Below are 16,931 nucleotides of genomic sequence, written 5' to 3' on the forward strand. Positions count from 1 at the left end.
TTTTTTATTGTAAGTTAATGACCTATCATTCTTGCATTCGGTATAATATGAAACCAATAATTATCAGGCACTGGACTCCCCCAAACGCCAAAATACATAGCAATTCCAATCGTTATAAATAAAATTGCCAAAGTTAAAATGGCCATTATCATGCCCGATAACCGAAATTGACGTTTTTTTGTTGGCACTTGCAATGAAAAATCTAACGTTGATGCAACAGGGCAAGATTCAACGCACGTCATACATCCCGTACATTCCACCGTTCTTACCGTAATTAACTTATCGACAGGGATCCGTGACGGGCAATTTTTGGCACATTTTCCGCAATCAATACAACTTTCCACATTTCGCCGAATTTTAAATGGCGAAAATAACGAAAATAGCCCTAACAATGCACCATAAGGACATAAATAACGGCACCAAGCGTTACGAATAAACAAACTTGCCACCACTAAAACGACCACAGTAATAAGCGCAAACAAGCTAATATAACGAAAAAAATCCAACATTTTTACGTCAATAATGATCCCATAAGGGGACATCATAAAATATTGGATCATCTGCGCAGACATGGAAAATGCAATATAAAGAAAGAAACCTAATAACAAATATTTTAGGCCTCTTAAAGGGATATCGAGCCATTTAGGTAAACTGATTTGGTTTTGATAACGAAAGAGTTTTTCCCCTAACTTACCTGTGTACTCTGATATTGTGCCAATCGGGCACATCCATGAACAAAATGCTTTTTTGAACAGCAAGCTAATCATGATAAAAGAAACTAAAAGAAACATTGATGCCGCATGAATGACAGGAAAGCTGCCCGTTTCCAACGTATATTTTAAATTCATTAACCCAGCAATCGGCAGCCAGCCTTCAATCCCTCCCGGGCGAGGAAGATAAAGTGTTGCCCCACCCGTTTCGTAGTAACGAACCCAATAATAGAAAGTAATACCGATGTAAAGGTTAATTGCTAACAGTGTTATCTGTACAAATTTCCGCCAAGTTGACGCGTTCCGCCAATCATTCCAAGGAAGCTTTCCTCCTGTTGTACCGGGGCGGCGTTGGTACCTTACACGTGTTTTTTTTATCATGCCCAAAGATCTCTTTAACATGCATTTAAAATACCACTATTTTATTTACATATTCACAGAGCGCATTGATTTGCATCAGAGGGTTATGATCTTGATGATTTGATACTTTGATGCAGCGAATGGTGAAGACAAACAAGATAAGTATTTTGATATTAAATAAAAAGATTATGATTTTTTCTAAATAATTCGAGTTGTGCCACGGCGGCAAAATGAGGAAATCCCTAGGAGCATACACCAGTATGTGACTAGGGTTGACGAATGAAGCCAACACAGGCACAGCTTGAAGTATGACGAAAAAAAGGGAGTTGGCCGATAAGCCGGGTTCTGTCATGGACAACCATTCATCTAGGCCAGCACTTGCGCACTGGCTCCAGCAACCTACCCGAGTTCAATGCGGGCCGCACCATATGAACCCCTATTTGGTCTTGCTCCGGGTGGAGTTTACCGTGCCACGAACTGTTACCAGTCGCGCGGTGCGCTCTTACCGCACCCTTTCACCCTTACCTGATCCTGTAAACAGGCCATCGGCGGTTTGCTCTCTGTTGCACTAGTCGTAGGCTCGCGCCTCCCAGACGTTATCTGGCACCCTGCCCTATGGAGCCCGGACTTTCCTCCCCTCTACCCGTCTCCCGAAGGGACTACGATAAAGCAGCGGTTGTCTGGCCAACTCCGCGGCGAATTATAGGCACTTTACTGAGTCTTGTACAGACTCTAACGACTTTCATTTACCACTTATATAAATGAACTCTTCTATTTGCTCAATAATCATTCATCAGCTTGATTATCAAGCATCAATTTATACAACATATTTTTCTTGAGACCATAAATTTCAGCCGTGATTGCAGCCGCTTTTTTCGGTGGTAACTCTTTTTGCAACAAATTCAAGGTGCGAACTACGTCCGGTGAAATTGCAGAATCATCTTCAGGCTTCTTATACCCTTCAACAATTAACACCATTTCGCCGCGGTGACGATTCTCATCTTCTTTTACCCAAGCGAGCAACTCCCCTACGGGGCGGCCTTCAATGGACTCCCATGTTTTAGTGATTTCTCGCGCTAAAACAACATGGCGCTCCGGTCCCCAGACTTCCACCATATCTGCTAAACTGTCTAACAAACGGTGGGTTGATTCATAGAAAATCAGCGTGCGAGTTTCTTGTTCGAGTGATTGTAAAACATCTTTGCGACCTTTTGTTTTTGCGGGTAAAAATCCTTCATAACAAAAACGGTCTGAGGGCAAACCTGCGGCAGATAGCGCAGTAATAGCAGCACAAGGCCCCGGTAAAGGTACAACTCGAATACCCGCTTCGCGGCAACGATTGACGAGATGATAACCCGGATCATTAATTAAAGGTGTACCCGCATCGGAGACTAATGCGATACTATCGCCTTGTTGAAGTCGACTAATTAATTGATCTGCCTTTTGCTGTTCATTATGATCATGCAGAGCAAACAACCGTGCATTTATCGCAAAATTCTGTAATAGAATGCCTGAATGCCGAGTGTCCTCTGCAGCAATAAGGTCAACATGTTTAAGAACATCCAACGCGCGTTGCGTGATATCCCTCATATTACCAATTGGGGTAGGAACGATATACAGCGTGGATGCCATAACCACAGCTTGATTAGGTTGGTTCATTGTTTCATCCAAATAGCCGGTTTAAAATTAAGCAATTGAAAAATACACCATTGGATACAGTATGCGTCCTTCAATTTTTTTGCATTTGAAAAAAGGGTTAATGTGCACAGCGATGCTGTCCACATTTGCACTGTCAGGGTGCCAAATTGTCTCGGAATATTTTCCGTCAACCCAAAAAACACCTGAGCAAAGCACATCTGATAATGCTAGCCATTACCAAGCAATCATCGATGCTGCACAAGGTAAGCCTTCAATGGAGGCGATACGCGCCTACATTAGCCAGGAACCTTTATTAAAAACAGCCGCTGAGCGCCAAGCGAATATTGATGGGTTATGGCAGATGTTAACACAGTTAACGCCAGAACAAATTCATGGCGTTGGCGCCGATGAAAATATTCTCCAAGGCTGGATCGATCTTTTAGATATTTATCAAAACAACCGTGATGACGCCGATGCCTTACTCGCAGGCTATAACGACTGGAAAATGCGTTACTCCAATAACCCTGCGGTGACGACAACGCCGACTCTTTTGCAGCAAGCCATGATACCTCAAGTGGGTAAAACCCCTAAGATTGCTTTATTTTTACCCATGAGTGGCCAAGGGCAAGTATTTGGCCAAGCGATTATGCAAGGCTTTATGGATGCACAAAAAGGCCTGCCTGAAGGATCAACGCCTCAACCTACCGTAACACCACCCAGTAGTGGAAATGATGTCCTCGACCAAATTTATGAACAAGTCGCGGCAACAACAGGTAATGCCCCTACTGCTAGCGATAGCGATGTAGTAGCATCCGCTTTGCGTATCGATGCAGCCCCTGTGAACACCCAAAGCGTCAAGGTGTTTGATACGACAAACAAGCAAATGCCTGCGCTTATTGAGCAAGCAAAAAATGAAGGCTTTAATCTCATTGTTGGGCCATTACTAAAAAGCGATGTTCAAACCATTACCCAAATGGGCGCCCCTATTAGTGTACTCGCGCTCAATGAACTTGATGCGAACCAATTACAGCCTCGCCCAAATCTTTGCTATTTTTCATTATCACCAGAAGATGAAGCACAAAATGCAGCGGCTTACATGAAAGCTGAAGGCAAGCAAATGCCATTAGTATTAGTTCCCGCGAATGCTTTTGGTGATAGAATAGCCAAAGCCTTTGCCCAAGGGTGGCAAGAAAATGGGGGGGGAACCGTTTTAATGCAAACCTTTGGCTCCGTTCCTTCGTTAAAAGAATCAATTAATCGTGGGGCCGGTATCCGTATGACTGGAACGCCAGTGAATAACGGTACACTGCCGATAGATACACAATCAGTAGATACGCAATCGATAGAGCCACAATATATCGATTCAACCGGTGCGATTGACGGCGTTTATATTGTCGCTACTCGTGATGAGCTCACCTTAATCAAACCAATGATTGAAATGGCAATTAGCTCTCGTTCCCGCCCAGCCCTTTATACAAGTTCCCGTAGCAACCAAGCTGGTTCTGGTGCTGACTACCGATTTGAAATGGATGGCGTTAAATTTAGCGAAATCCCTTTACTCGCAGGTGCAAACAATAACTTACGTAAACAGGCCCAACAAACGCTGAATAATGATTACTCTTTATTTCGTTTATATGCCATGGGTATTGATGCATGGTCTTTAGCCAACAATTATGACAAGCTGCAACAATCTGGGCAATTTCGTATCAATGGTGCATCCGGGACCTTAAGCACAACACCAAACTGTGTGGTGTACCGTGAATTACCTTGGCTACAATTTAAACAAGGTCAAGTGGTTTCGGCGCAATAGGGCCATTCGATATTTCATTTTTTTTCAGACAAGGACGTCATGAAAATTATGCCAAAAGCCATACAATGGTTAACAGGCCGGTACTATGAGAACCGAGTGCTCGCTTTCTTGAAACAACAAGGATTAACATTTGTCGAACGTAATGCAAGGAACCGAGGTGGAGAAATCGACCTCATTATGCGAGATAATACAGGTTGGGTATTTGTTGAAGTTCGTTTTCGCAAAAATTGTGACTATGGCGATGCACTTTTATCAGTAAACTGGCACAAACGTCGAAAACTATTAGCGGCTGCCAAATTTTGGCTCGCACAAAGACAAGAAAGCTTTGAAACCAGCTCATGCCGTTTTGATATCTGTGCCATCACGGGAGACCAATTTGACTGGTTACAAAATGCATTCAACGAAAATGATGTTTATTAACAGATAAGATAGTCAGCTTTATACTCTGATCATGCAGTCAACAACGCTATAGTTCAAATATAATGGCAATGCACAAAATGATTTGAATTATATCGAGGCGACAAAGGAAAAACTCGTGCTAGACCGAATAAAAGTTTGCTTTACTGAAAGCATCCAAACTCAAATAGCAGCCGCTGAAGCGCTGCCTGATGCCATTTCTAGAGCCGCCATGATGATGGTTCAGTCTTTACTCAATGGCAACAAAATTTTATGTTGTGGTAATGGCGCTTCCGCTGCTACGGCACAACGCTTTGCGGCGAGTATGATCCATCGCTTTGAAACCGAGCGCCCTAGCTTACCCGCTTTAGCACTTAATACCGATAATGCCGTGTTAACTGCCATTTCGGGTAGTAAGCAACCTTCTGAAATTTATGCGAAACAAGTTAGAGCACTAGGTCAACATGGCGATGTTTTGATGGCAATTTCAACTCATGGTAATAGCAGTGATATTATTAAAGCTGTTGAAGCTGCAGTCACTAGAGACATGACAATTGTCGCCTTAACAGGCTATGACGGAGGGGAACTCGCGGGTTTACTTGGCCCCCAAGATGTTGAAATTCGCATTCCATCCCAACGAAGTGTTCGAATTCAAGAAGTTCATCTTCTTACTGTAAACTGTCTGTGTGACCTCATAGATAATACTCTTTTCCCACATCAGGACGATTAAGGAGACAAAATGCGATTAATACCAATTTTTGCCATAGTCATCAGTACTGTTCTATTACAAGGCTGTATAGGCGCTGCCGTCGTAGGTTCTGCGGCTGTTGCAACGAAAAGTGCCACGGACCCTCGTACTGTTGGCCAACAGGTTGACGATGGGACCTTAGAAGCTAGGGTTAGTGGACAACTAAACAAAGATAAGGATATTTCAGGTAAAGCCCGTATCATTGCAACCGCTTATAAAGGTAATGTGCTGTTAACTGGCCAAAGCCCTGATATGGCTTGGGCTGAACGAGCAAAACAAATAGCCTCTAATGTTGATGGCACCATCGCAGTTTATAATGAAGTCCGTAGTGGAGAACCCGTTGATTTGGGTACCGCGTCGAAAGACACTTGGTTAACAACCAAAGTTAAATCTAAAATCCTTGCTAGTGATAGCGTTAAGTCAGGTAGTGTAAAAGTCATTACTGAAAATGGTGAGGTTTTCTTACTAGGTGTACTAACAAGACAAGAAGGCGATGCAGCGGCCAAAATTGCAAGTGAAACAGATGGTGTTCGTCGAGTTACTACCGCTTTCACTTATCTTAATTAATCATAAACAATAATATATCGTTATAAAAACAAAAGCCGTGAGTGAAAAACCATGGCTTTTTTCTTATTCATCCATTAACTTATTTATTTTCAGATAATTCTTACCCCCCAGTAAGTGCATTTGATTCAAGATCCAAGCTTGCCTTTTGAGGACGTAAGAGGATGGGCTTTTTACGCTATATCTATGAGGATTAGGAAGAACCGCAGCTAATAGTGCAGCTTCACTCATCGAAAGCTTACTAGCAGGCTTATTAAAGAATTTATTTGCAGCCTCTTCAACCCCAAAAACCCCATCACCAAACTCAACTATATTGAGATAAACAGTCAAAACCCTTTTCTTTGACCACATCAACTCCATAATAGGAGTCATTACTACCTCTAACCCTTTTCTTAACCAACTTCTTCCATCCCATAACCATAGGTTTTTTACTGTTTGTTGTGAGATCGTTGAAGCCCCTCTGATTGTTTGTTTATTGCTCAAATTATGCTTGTAAGCTCGCTCGATTGCATCAAGGTCAAAACCCCAGTGATGAGGAAAATTTTGATCTTCTGCTGCAATTACAGCTAAATAAATATACGGAGAAATGTGATTTTCATCTACCCATTCCGAATGAGACACATAAGAAAAATTTAAGTTTATCCATGCGGTAATTTGCCGCTCAATCATCACTGCGGAAAAAGGCACTGGTATATATTTAAATAAGACGACTGAACAAATCCACACCACAAGTAATGAAAATGTGATCTTCTTTAACCAGTGCCATAATCTAGAAACAATAGTTCGCATTCAAATAATCACGCCATTTCCAATACTTTCTTAACGAGTTTATTAATACCTGTATTTGCCTCAGAAATTGATTGAGCAAGCATATAAGCAGGTGTTGTAACAACTCGGTTAACTTCATCAATTACAATGTCATCAACAGCACATTTAATATGTTTCCCGCCCATCATTTCTATTTGAGCAATCGTTTCACTATCATTGCCAATAGTTAGTACGACTGATGTATTTAACATTTTAGGGAGCATCACAGGTGCAATGCACATCAGCCCTAACGGCTTTTTTTGTTGGTGCATTTGGCGAACTAAACTTAATAGTTCTTTATTAATTACACACTCACTTCCTTTAACAGCGAAATCACATAAATTTTTTGCAGCACCAAAACCACCAGGAATTATGAGGGCATCTAGCTTTGAAGCATCAGCTGACGACAAAGGCGATATTTTACCACGTGTAATACGTGAAGACTCCTCCATTTGATTGCGTTTTTCTGCTTTAGATTCACCATTCATATGATTAATAACAGTAGGTTGCAGCTCATCAGGTGCGAAAAATTGAACTTCAGCATTATTTTGGCTCAAAGCCAGCATTGTTAGCACTGACTCATGGATCTCACTTCCATCAAAAACACCACAGCCACTTAAAATAACCGCAATTGATTTCATATCTTCCTCCATTTGTAGTAAATTATCTCTCAAGCACTAAGGCGCATAAACATCAATCTTCATCACAGATTTTAATGAATCTTGTAACAGATTCGCTAAATTTTGGTATCTTGATGTTGTTCCTTACAGTGATATACCGAATTTAATGATTTGCAAAAAACAAAAAGCACATGCAGATCAATGATTTCCCTGGTGTTGGCGCAGTATTCGCGCACCCCAACTTCGGTTGGGGTTATTTTTTTGTACGTTCATCAACCCAGTTTCTCAAAGTTTCTATATCTGCTTTCCAATCTTGTTTTAGTTCATCCACCCATTCCTGTACATTGTCCCACCATGCTGGTAAATCAGGAGACTGAATTTGTTGTGCTATTTTCTGTAAATTCTTTAAACCAACAGAGCCTGCTGCCCCTTTGATTTTATGGGCTTCCTCAACAATACCTTTTTGGTCTTTAGCCACCATGTTCGAGTCAAGAATAGCCAAATAGCCTGGAAGCATTTTTTCAAAGACATCTAGCCCATCATAAATAAGCTTAGGGCCAACTAATTCAATATACTGCTCTAGCATGTCGCAATCTAATATTGACTCATCAACACTTGAAGCATCACGGTCATTCGATACTTTTTCAAGTTGAGTCGATTGTTCCCCCCAAAATTGCTCAATAACTTGAGTCAATGCAGGGACGGATAATGGTTTACTCAATACACCATCCATACCTGCATCAAAGTATTCTTTTTTATCTTTGAGAACATTTGCAGTTAATGCAATTAATGGTGGTAAGTCTTGCTTATCATACTGCTGTTTTAGTTGCCTAGAGATATCTAAACCTGTCATATCAGGTAATTGAATATCCAATAAAACTAAATCATATTCACCAGGGGCAAACATTTCGAGGGCATCTTTACCATTCATTGCCACATCAACCGTATTGCCTAAATTTTCTAATACAGAGCAAGCAACGACGACATTCAGTTCAATATCTTCTACGAGTAGAATATGCAATGCTGGCAATGGGTAATCGTCTTCACTATCTTGCTGTTCAATAACATCATTTTCAACAACAGGCGCGGTAATGGATAACGTAAAAGTGGAACCTTGGCCTATTTCACTTTCAACTTGTATATCGCCTCCCATATTTTGTGCTAAACGACGAGATACAGAAAGCCCAATCCCCGTTCCCGTAGCCGGTTTACCACCAGCAGAATCTGTTACTTGATAATACATTGCAAAAATTTTATCTAGCTCGTCTTTCGGTATACCTATGCCGCTATCCTGAACTTTAAAAAACAATTTATTTTCAGCTTCTTGCCAAATACTAAGCTTCACTTCACCTTTCTGCGTGAACTTAACTGCATTGCCAATTAAATTCCATAAGACTTGCCGTAAACGAGTCCCATCGGTTAAAACCGTTTTGGGTAATGCAGGCGCAACATTCATGACAAATTTTAGCCCTTTTGGCTGCACCAATAACCCACTTAAATTCTCTAAGTCATTCACAAATTCAGATAATGTGATTGGCTGGTTATCTAACTGAACTTTACGGCGTTCAATTTTATCCATCTCAATAATATCATTGAATATATTACCCAATGTTACGGCACTGACATGGATCGTTTTTAAATAGCTAGATTGTTCCGAAGTTAAATCGGTGTCTAATAAAATTCGGCTCAAGCCAACGATGCCGTTAAGGGGTGTACGAAGCTCGTGGCTGATTGTAGAGATAAAGGTGGTTTTCTCCCTACTCGCGTTCTCTAACGCCTCCTGATAGCGTTTACGCTCTGTTATATCGCGCCCAAAGCCCATTAGACCATGTCGTTTGCCAACTCGGTCATAAAAAGGCACTTTACGGAGCTCAAAACAGGCTTTACGGCCATCTGGATATACCAGCCACTGTTCATATGTGAGAGAAACATTATGCCGAAAAACTTTTTCATCGGTTTCCATAACCTTGGAGGCAATTTCAACATCATAAATATCTAATGGCGTTAACCCAACTAAGTGTTTTTCACTTTTCCCAGTCAACAGTTCCATTGCTCGGTTACATCCCGAAAACTCATTATTTTCGTTGCGATAATAGACTAGGTCAGGTGAGGCATCTAAGAATGAACGAAGTAATACAGATTGCTGCTCAAGTTCAATTTGTGTCTGCTCACGGTATTTCATTTCTTGTTTTAATTGCTCAAGAAGCTCTAAGTGAGCGCGCTCAGCCTTTTCTCGTTCTAAGATTTCAAGGTTAAGCTGTTCAATATTTCCCTGAAGTTGAATGTTTAAATCCGCATCACGCTTTCGCATAACTTCAAGTTTATCAACCATTCGCGATAAACGCTGCCGAGATTCTTCAAGTTGCTCAACCACCACCGACAAAAAGTAGACGGCTAATGGAGTGATGATTAACCCAAAGAAAATTGACCCCACCATGTCGAGGCTATCTACATGCCCCCTTAAAAAAATTGTCACTGCCATTTGCATTATCATGGCAAGAACAACCAGTGCAGCTGCGAGTAACAGAGAAAAACGCACTAGACCGAGCTTCATCATTAAATCGACATAGTATTGCGCAAGGCCGCGAAGTACTTTCATAACCACCCCTTAGTTAAATTCTCTTTGAATCATATATCAAACAAGGCAGTTTCGGATGATTATTCACTCGAAATGTCGATCCCGCTCATTCAATAGCCATTTTTTACGATTAATGATAAAAAACAATCAGGTATTTTCTTTCTATTAGATAAAGTAAAAGTTCATTTTGGATAACTTTTAATCACAATTACATAAAAATCAAAATAATAGCACTATTGTTCCTTGGGTAAGGCCGCTAAAATCACAGTAAAATCCCAAGCTATCTCAAGTAAAATCAGACAAAATCCAGTAAGGAATACCATGAATTCAAATATTTTCGGTCACCAACGTCGCGAACCGCTCAAAAAAGCGTTGGAAATCCGCAAAATAGCGTTTACTGAAATCTATGAGCCCGATAATGCCGTTGATGTACAACAGCAAGCGAGCCGTTGTCTATCTTGTGGTAGCCCTTTTTGTGAATGGAAGTGCCCGTTACATAACCCAATATCAAAGTGGCTCAAGCTTGCTGCCGAAGGCAAAATACTTGAAGCGGCAGAATTATCCCACCATACCAATAGCTTACCTGAAATCTGTGGGCGTGTTTGCCCACAAGAAAAACTCTGCGAATTAGCCTGTGTACTTCATGATACAACAGGTTCCGTCACTATCGGTCATATTGAACGATATGTTAATGATACCGCCTTTGAGATGGGATGGCGCCCAACGCCTTCCCCTATTCGTGCAGTGAACAAGCGTGTCGCCATTGTTGGTGCAGGTCCTGCAGGTCTTTCTTGCGCGGATGTACTTATTCGAAATGGTGTAAATGTCGTCGTTTATGATAAACACCCTGAAATAGGGGGATTACTCACCTTTGGTATTCCTTCATTTAAGTTAGAAAAGAAGCTGATGATCCAACGACGAGAAATATTTACAGAAATGGGCATTCAGTTTCAATTGAACACCGAGGTAGGTACAGATATCTCTCTAGATGAGCTTCTTTGCAATTATGACGCTATTTTTATTGGCACTGGTACTTACCAAGCTATTCGAGGTAACTTGCCTAAAAAATCGATTCAGGGCGTTTTTGAATCACTCCCCTATCTAATCGCAAATACGCGTTATTTAATGCAGCTTCCTATTCCTAATGACGAGCCCTATATCAATTTACACTCAAAAAGCGTTATCGTATTAGGAGGTGGAGATACTGCGATGGATTGTGTCCGTAGCGCCATTCGCCAAGGAGCGAAACAAGTTAGTTGTCTCTATCGTAGAGATGAACAAAGTCTACCAGCCTCACGAAAAGAAGTTGCCAATGCATTAGATGAAGGCGCTCAGTTCCATTTTAATTTGCAAGTCACCCAGTTTGCCGTTAATGAACAACAGCAGCTTACAGGGGTTTACGCCACTCGCACACAGAATGGCAAATTAGAAAATGGTCGACATCAATTAGAACTCGTTGATGATTCAACCTTTTTTATAGAAGCCGATGCCGTAATTGTGGCTTATGGATTTGCACCTCACCAACAAGCTTGGCTAGATAACGCATTAGTCAGGCGTGATAAGTATGGCCATATTTTGGCAAACCGTAATAGTCCCATACCTTTTCAAACTTCCCATGAAAAAGTGTTTGCCGGTGGGGATATAATAAGAGGTTCAGATCTTGTTGTGACTGCGATTGCTGATGGGCGTAATGCTGCTGAAGGTATTTTGTTATTTCTAGGGGTTTAGTTAGCTATTTATATGAAATAGAAGGTATATAAAAACAGAGGGGGTCCCCCCTGTTTTTAATTTGCGACTAACCCGCCTAATGAGCTATTTTACAACTCTTAAAGAAGGCCTACCCTTTGGTGGTCGTGGTGGTTCATCCTCTGACGGCTCATGTGAATTTTCATCCACAAATTCAGCTTCATGAACTAAAGTAATGTTGTCTTCAGGTTCTTCAGCGTTCTCAAAACCTGTAGATAATTCTGCATCATAGGCAGCTTCAGGCTCAAACATCATTCCAGCACCATTTTCACGTGCATATACCGCCATAATTGCGGCCATAGGGACATAAACTTGACGCGGTATCCCACCAAAACGAGCATTAAAACGCACTTCATCATTGGTTATTTCAAAATTACCAACAGCTCTTGGCGCAACATTCAACACAATTTGCCCATCACGGGCAAACTCCATAGGAACGTTAACAGCAGGAACGGTGACATCAACCACCAAATGCGGAGTCATATCGTTATCAAGTAACCACTCGTAGTGGGCACGTAACAAATAAGGGCGACGTGGTGACATTGCTGTCATTTCCATCATTCTTTTAGCCTCTTGTAGACAAACGCATTTCGCGCTCAGATTCAGTCAACGATGCTAAGAATGCGTCACGAGCAAATACACGCTGCATATATAACTGCAAGTATTTGCTGCTAGATGGGTTCAATTCAATACCAAGTACGGGTAAACGCCATAATAGCGGCGCTAAATAGCAATCAACTAAACTGAATTCATCACTCATGAAGAATTCCATTTCAGCAAAAACAGGAGAAACAGCGATCAGTTCTTCAGACAGCTGACGACGGGCATTTGCGGCTTCTTGCGCACTACCATTCTCTATTTTACCCATTAATGAATACCAATCATTTTGAATACGGTGCATCAATTGGCGGCTAGTACCACGTGCAACAGGGTAAACTGGCATTAATGGTGGATGAGGAAAACGCTCATCAAGGTATTCCATGATAATGTGTGGGTCATAGAGAGTCAGATCACGGTCAACTAATGTTGGAACGCTCTGATATGGGTTGAGATCAATCAGATCCTGAGGCAGATGACCGGGTTCGACATGTTCAATTTCAACACTTACCCCTTTTTCAGCCAAAACGATACGTACCTGATGGCTAAAAATGTCAGTAGGGCCAGAGAACAATGTCATTACCGAACGTTTATTAGGAGCGACAGCCATTAAAACCTCCAAAATACAAAATGGACGAAATGTAATTAATTTTTAATTACCCATTACCCATTTTAAAATCCCCTGTGTTTAACTTTCATTTATCCATATTGAAAGTCAACACAACCCTCCCGCACAGTAAAGGCGAGAAATGTGAAATAAAAAAACAGGGACATATTCTAACAGATTTTGTACAACTTAGGGGGGCTACCTAGAGAAAATCATCGATTTATTTCATAAAAAATAAAGAAAAAGAAGAAGCTTAGAATTTAATTAACACAAAAACAAAAATAAAAGAACAAAAACCTTAAAGTTAACTCCATGGTTTGAACTGTATTCATAAAAAATATACGAATACTGTTAACTCATAATTACGTTTAATTTTAGATTATTATTTTCTCTTTAAATTATATATTCGTTCTTATATAAAGCATCATGATTCAACGCCGTTATTCTATCATTTAGAATAAAAATGTAAGTAAAACAATAGACAATAAAAAACCCGCCACTAAGACGGGTTTTTTCATCAATTTTATACCCAAAGGGTAATAAATTAACGTTTGGAGAACTGTGGACGACGACGTGCTTTGCGCAGACCCACTTTTTTACGTTCAACAGAACGCGCATCACGGGTAACGAAACCAGCTTTACGCAGATCAGAACGAAGAGTCTCATCATAAGCCATCAGTGCACGAGTAATACCGTGACGGATTGCGCCTGCCTGACCTGAAATACCACCACCTTTAACAGTGATGTACAGATCCAATTTTTCCAACATTTCAACCAATTCTAACGGCTGACGAACGACCATGCGCGCAGTTTCGCGACCAAAGTATTGTTCCAGTGTACGTTGATTGATTGTGATGTTACCGCTACCCGGCTTAATAAAGACACGAGCAGATGAGCTTTTGCGGCGACCAGTGCCGTAGTATTGATTTTCAGCCATTGCTATAATCCCGATTAAATGTCAAGAACTTGCGGTTGTTGAGCCGCGTGGTTGTGCTCATTACCTGCGTAAACTTTCAGTTTACGGTACATTGCACGACCCAGAGGTCCTTTTGGCAACATGCCTTTAACCGCGATTTCAAGCACACGCTCAGGACTGCGAGCAATCATTTCTTCGAAAGTTGCTTGCTTGATTCCACCTACATGGCCAGTGTGGCGATAGTAGATTTTGTCTTCGCGTTTATTGCCGGTAACAGCAATTTTTTCTGCATTCAGAACGATGATGTAATCACCAGTATCCACGTGCGGAGTGTATTCCGCTTTATGCTTACCGCGCAGACGGCTAGCAATTTCAGTTGCAAGACGGCCTAAAGTTTTGCCATCTGCATCAACAACGTACCAGTCGCGTTTTACGGTCTCTGGTTTAGCTGTAAAAGTTTTCATTAAAACTTACCCAATATTGAAGTTACACGTTGGTGAACACTCATGTTCATAAGCTTTCTGAGGTTCACACGACTCTTTGTCCAGTAAACCTACCCCTTCGAGCAGCCTAACTGGCATTTATGCGTTATTTTTTGGGAAATAAAAAACAACGCTGTAACGTGGGGTCGCAAGATTATAGAGAAGTCAGAAACAAAAATCGACCCCAAATGCATTTTTTTTACGTTTGTTCGAATAAACATCGCACTTTGTACTTAAATCATGCAATCCAGGTGACTTTTTGCTAACAACCCTGTTTGATTACTCACTTTAAGTTAGATGCGGTATTTTCAAGTACTCTTCACTTTGCATTTCTTGCAATCGAGACAAGCAACGCTGGTACTCAAAAGCCAAAAGTTGCCCTTGATAAAGCGACTCCATTGGCACTTCCGCGTTAATAACTAATTTAACTTTTCGTTCGTAAAACTCATCAATTAATGCCAAAAAACGACGTGCTGGGTTTTCATCTATTGTTCCCATCACGGGGACATTGTACAACAACACGGTGTGGTAGCAATTTGATAGATAAATATAATCATTTTGGCTACGAGGCTCTTCACACAACACTTTAAACTCGATGGCTAATACCCCTTCCGCTGCATGAATGGCTTGCATCTTACGATGATTAACCTCTAAAACGGGATGTTGCTCTCCTTTCTTACCAGCCAATTTAATGAAAATTTCATCCAAATGCTGGCGATTTTGAGAATTAATCGGAGATAAAAAAAGATGTGCTTGAGTTAAGGTCCTTAAGCGGTAATCAATGCCTGCATCGACATTCATCACATCACAGTATTTTTTAATTTGCTCAATAGCAGGTAAGAAACGCGCTCGCTGCAAACCGTTACGGTAGAGATTATCAGGGGGGATATTTGAAGTTGCGACCAGTGTGATCCCGCGAGCAAAGAGCCCTTCGAGCAAAGTGCCAAGGATCATAGCGTCGGTAATATCCGACACAAAAAACTCATCAAAACACAACACATCCGTTTGTTTTTTAAACTCATCTGCAATAATATCTAGCGGGTTCTCTTGGCCTTGCAATGCCATCAAATCTTCTTGTACTTTTTTCATAAACCGATGAAAATGCAAGCGAAGTTTACGAGTACCTGGCAAACTTTCGTAAAACATATCCATTAGCCAAGTCTTCCCACGACCAACGCCGCCCCACATATATAGTCCTTGTACGGGAATAATCGGCGCTGTTGACGTTTTGCCTAAAAGACGACTAAAGCGTTGCTTTAAACCTGAAGGCTTATCTTGTAAAGTGGAAAAATTGGCATCAACAAGCTGCTGATATATTTTATCCAAGCGTTCCACAGCAAGCTTTTGTACGTCATCTGGCTGATAGTTGCCATCAGCAAGCGCTTGTTGATAACGCATTGTAGGGGTCATCGGCGACATTAACTGAATAATCCTTAAAAATTTTTCGGTTTTTTTACCGTTATTTGATATACACTGCCTTTATTATAACCAGATTCAGTTATCATTTAACTTTCGGTTAACGAGCGCTATATAGAGTAAGGAAATTCGATTTAAGATTCCACTCTTAATAAGTTGTTGGCTAATTAAACCTATCGACTTCAAGGCTTGTAGATTTTTTCATCACTTAACTCGTCAGATGGCAATATGTTAAGACGCTTTACTTGACGCTTACATGCAACTTGAATTATTTAAGGTATAGTAACGGTAACAACACTAATTTCTGCGAACATTGAATCTGTGAACATTGAAGTAATGAAGGAGTCAGCATGACCTGGGAGTATGCATTAATCGGATTGATTGTGGGTTTTATCATCGGTGCATTAGTTGTGCGCTATGGCAACCCAAAGCTTCGCCAACAAAAAACAGCGCAAGCTGAGCTAGACAAAAAAAGTACTGAACTCGAAGAGTACCGTAAAGAACTTGTTAGCCATTTTGCCCGTAGCGCAGAATTATTGGATAAAATGGCACGCGATTACCGCCAGCTTTACCAACACATGGCACAAAGTTCGTCTGAATTAATGCCTGATATGCCAGAGCAAGACAACCCATTTAACTATCGTTTAACCGAATCTGAAGCAGATAACGACCAAGCGCCGGTTAAGATGCCACCAAGAGATTACTCAGATGGTGCTTCGGGTCTTTTCCGCCCTATCGAAGAGAAAGAAAAGTAAATTTTTATCTTTTATCACCAGTAAGCACCTTTTACTGGTGATTTACTATAAAACACACTAAATTTAATCACTTTCTGTGTGTCTTTCATTATTAAATTTTTATTTAATAATTCTGAACAAGATTTCCATCCAAATACAATTTAACAATTCATTTATCTACTGTATAGAAATTAAAGTTTCA

At 40.9% G+C, this 16,931-nt stretch carries 16 protein-coding genes and 1 other RNA gene; 6 read left to right on the top strand and 11 right to left on the bottom strand.

Annotated elements, in window-relative coordinates; all coding sequences use genetic code 11:
* Positions 1–14: 14 nt before the first annotated feature.
* The 3 genes from M1E86_RS16115 to rsmI form a co-directional block, all read right to left on the bottom strand.
* Entirely contained in the window at positions 15–1,091 is a 1,077-nt protein-coding gene (locus tag M1E86_RS16115; protein WP_426099156.1) for a 4Fe-4S binding protein, read from the bottom strand.
* Positions 1,092–1,388: 297 nt separating this feature from the next.
* Positions 1,389–1,762: RNase P RNA component class A (gene rnpB / locus M1E86_RS16120), an RNA gene on the bottom strand.
* Between the two features lie 94 nt (positions 1,763–1,856).
* A complete protein-coding gene (gene rsmI, locus M1E86_RS16125) occupies positions 1,857–2,729 on the bottom strand; it encodes a 16S rRNA (cytidine(1402)-2'-O)-methyltransferase (protein ID WP_125890406.1) in 873 nt (290 codons plus the stop codon).
* Between the two features lie 61 nt (positions 2,730–2,790).
* Here rsmI and M1E86_RS16130 point away from each other — a divergent pair, with 61 nt between their 5' ends.
* The 4 genes from M1E86_RS16130 (at position 2,791) to dolP (ending at position 6,229) form a co-directional block, all read left to right on the top strand.
* Positions 2,791–4,518 carry a penicillin-binding protein activator gene (locus tag M1E86_RS16130; protein WP_125890407.1) on the top strand — a complete coding sequence of 576 codons (1,728 nt, stop codon included), beginning with the start codon at positions 2,791–2,793 and terminating at the stop codon, positions 4,516–4,518.
* 39 nt (positions 4,519–4,557) lie between these two features.
* A complete protein-coding gene (locus tag M1E86_RS16135) occupies positions 4,558–4,938 on the top strand; it encodes a YraN family protein (protein WP_125890408.1) in 381 nt (126 codons plus the stop codon).
* Positions 4,939–5,053: 115 nt separating this feature from the next.
* Entirely contained in the window at positions 5,054–5,644 is a 591-nt protein-coding gene (diaA, locus tag M1E86_RS16140; protein ID WP_004908326.1) for a DnaA initiator-associating protein DiaA, read from the top strand.
* 9 nt (positions 5,645–5,653) lie between these two features.
* Positions 5,654–6,229 carry a division/outer membrane stress-associated lipid-binding lipoprotein gene (dolP, locus tag M1E86_RS16145; RefSeq protein ID WP_125890409.1) on the top strand — a complete coding sequence of 192 codons (576 nt, stop codon included), beginning with the start codon at positions 5,654–5,656 and terminating at the stop codon, positions 6,227–6,229.
* Between the two features lie 63 nt (positions 6,230–6,292).
* On the opposite strand, the gene mtgA is transcribed toward dolP, so the two are convergent.
* From mtgA to arcB, 3 genes are all read right to left on the bottom strand, one after another.
* The gene (mtgA, locus tag M1E86_RS16150) at positions 6,293–7,015 is read right to left on the bottom strand and encodes a monofunctional biosynthetic peptidoglycan transglycosylase (protein WP_426099157.1); all 723 of its coding nucleotides are present in this window, start codon (positions 7,013–7,015) and stop codon (positions 6,293–6,295) included.
* An 8-nt stretch (positions 7,016–7,023) separates the two neighbouring features.
* Positions 7,024–7,674 (bottom strand): isoprenoid biosynthesis glyoxalase ElbB, encoded by a 651-nt coding sequence (gene elbB / locus M1E86_RS16155; RefSeq protein ID WP_125890411.1) that lies wholly within the window; start codon positions 7,672–7,674, stop codon positions 7,024–7,026.
* A gap of 232 nt (positions 7,675–7,906) precedes the next feature.
* Entirely contained in the window at positions 7,907–10,252 is a 2,346-nt protein-coding gene (gene arcB / locus M1E86_RS16160) for an aerobic respiration two-component sensor histidine kinase ArcB (RefSeq protein WP_213913099.1), read from the bottom strand.
* A gap of 300 nt (positions 10,253–10,552) precedes the next feature.
* On the opposite strand from arcB, the gene M1E86_RS16165 reads away from it, so the two are divergent.
* Positions 10,553–11,959, top strand: a complete 1,407-nt coding sequence (locus M1E86_RS16165) for an FAD-dependent oxidoreductase (RefSeq protein WP_213913100.1) — start codon at positions 10,553–10,555, stop codon at positions 11,957–11,959.
* A gap of 84 nt (positions 11,960–12,043) precedes the next feature.
* On the opposite strand, the gene sspB is transcribed toward M1E86_RS16165, so the two are convergent.
* The 5 genes from sspB to zapE all read right to left on the bottom strand — a co-directional run bounded on the left by sspB (position 12,044) and on the right by zapE (position 15,998).
* Positions 12,044–12,538: a ClpXP protease specificity-enhancing factor gene (gene sspB / locus M1E86_RS16170; RefSeq protein ID WP_213913101.1), complete on the bottom strand. Its 495-nt coding sequence runs from the start codon at positions 12,536–12,538 to the stop codon at positions 12,044–12,046.
* A gap of 4 nt (positions 12,539–12,542) precedes the next feature.
* Positions 12,543–13,184: a stringent starvation protein SspA gene (gene sspA / locus M1E86_RS16175; protein WP_125890415.1), complete on the bottom strand. Its 642-nt coding sequence runs from the start codon at positions 13,182–13,184 to the stop codon at positions 12,543–12,545.
* Positions 13,185–13,725: 541 nt separating this feature from the next.
* Positions 13,726–14,118 carry a 30S ribosomal protein S9 gene (gene rpsI, locus M1E86_RS16180; protein WP_004258235.1) on the bottom strand — a complete coding sequence of 131 codons (393 nt, stop codon included), beginning with the start codon at positions 14,116–14,118 and terminating at the stop codon, positions 13,726–13,728.
* 14 nt (positions 14,119–14,132) lie between these two features.
* Positions 14,133–14,561, bottom strand: coding sequence for a 50S ribosomal protein L13 (rplM, locus tag M1E86_RS16185; protein ID WP_004258237.1), 429 nt, complete (start codon positions 14,559–14,561; stop codon positions 14,133–14,135).
* 306 nt (positions 14,562–14,867) lie between these two features.
* Complete coding sequence (gene zapE, locus M1E86_RS16190; RefSeq protein WP_125890416.1) at positions 14,868–15,998, bottom strand: cell division protein ZapE; 1,131 nt, start codon at positions 15,996–15,998, stop codon at positions 14,868–14,870.
* Between the two features lie 347 nt (positions 15,999–16,345).
* Between zapE and zapG the strand changes: the two genes are divergently transcribed.
* Positions 16,346–16,750 (top strand): Z-ring associated protein ZapG, encoded by a 405-nt coding sequence (gene zapG, locus M1E86_RS16195; RefSeq protein ID WP_125890417.1) that lies wholly within the window; start codon positions 16,346–16,348, stop codon positions 16,748–16,750.
* Positions 16,751–16,931 lie beyond the last annotated feature (181 nt).

It is taken from the genome of Providencia sp. PROV200 (genome assembly GCF_049901995.1).
Classification (GTDB): Bacteria; Pseudomonadota; Gammaproteobacteria; order Enterobacterales; family Enterobacteriaceae; genus Providencia; species Providencia rettgeri_E.

Excerpts from the sequence above, each read along its gene's own strand:
- M1E86_RS16115 (WP_426099156.1), bottom strand. The coding sequence starts at position 1,091 with ATGATAAAAAAAACACGTGTAAGGTACCAACGCCGCCCCGGTACAACA.
- rsmI (WP_125890406.1), bottom strand. The coding sequence starts at position 2,729 with ATGAACCAACCTAATCAAGCTGTGGTTATGGCATCCACGCTGTATATC.
- M1E86_RS16130 (WP_125890407.1), top strand. The coding sequence starts at position 2,791 with ATGCGTCCTTCAATTTTTTTGCATTTGAAAAAAGGGTTAATGTGCACA.
- M1E86_RS16135 (WP_125890408.1), top strand. The coding sequence starts at position 4,558 with ATGAAAATTATGCCAAAAGCCATACAATGGTTAACAGGCCGGTACTAT.
- dolP (WP_125890409.1), top strand. The coding sequence starts at position 5,654 with ATGCGATTAATACCAATTTTTGCCATAGTCATCAGTACTGTTCTATTA.
- mtgA (WP_426099157.1), bottom strand. The coding sequence starts at position 7,015 with ATGCGAACTATTGTTTCTAGATTATGGCACTGGTTAAAGAAGATCACA.
- elbB (WP_125890411.1), bottom strand. The coding sequence starts at position 7,674 with ATGAAATCAATTGCGGTTATTTTAAGTGGCTGTGGTGTTTTTGATGGA.
- arcB (WP_213913099.1), bottom strand. The coding sequence starts at position 10,252 with ATGAAAGTACTTCGCGGCCTTGCGCAATACTATGTCGATTTAATGATG.
- M1E86_RS16165 (WP_213913100.1), top strand. The coding sequence starts at position 10,553 with ATGAATTCAAATATTTTCGGTCACCAACGTCGCGAACCGCTCAAAAAA.
- sspB (WP_213913101.1), bottom strand. The coding sequence starts at position 12,538 with ATGATGGAAATGACAGCAATGTCACCACGTCGCCCTTATTTGTTACGT.
- sspA (WP_125890415.1), bottom strand. The coding sequence starts at position 13,184 with ATGGCTGTCGCTCCTAATAAACGTTCGGTAATGACATTGTTCTCTGGC.
- rpsI (WP_004258235.1), bottom strand. The coding sequence starts at position 14,118 with ATGGCTGAAAATCAATACTACGGCACTGGTCGCCGCAAAAGCTCATCT.
- rplM (WP_004258237.1), bottom strand. The coding sequence starts at position 14,561 with ATGAAAACTTTTACAGCTAAACCAGAGACCGTAAAACGCGACTGGTAC.
- zapE (WP_125890416.1), bottom strand. The coding sequence starts at position 15,998 with ATGTCGCCGATGACCCCTACAATGCGTTATCAACAAGCGCTTGCTGAT.
- zapG (WP_125890417.1), top strand. The coding sequence starts at position 16,346 with ATGACCTGGGAGTATGCATTAATCGGATTGATTGTGGGTTTTATCATC.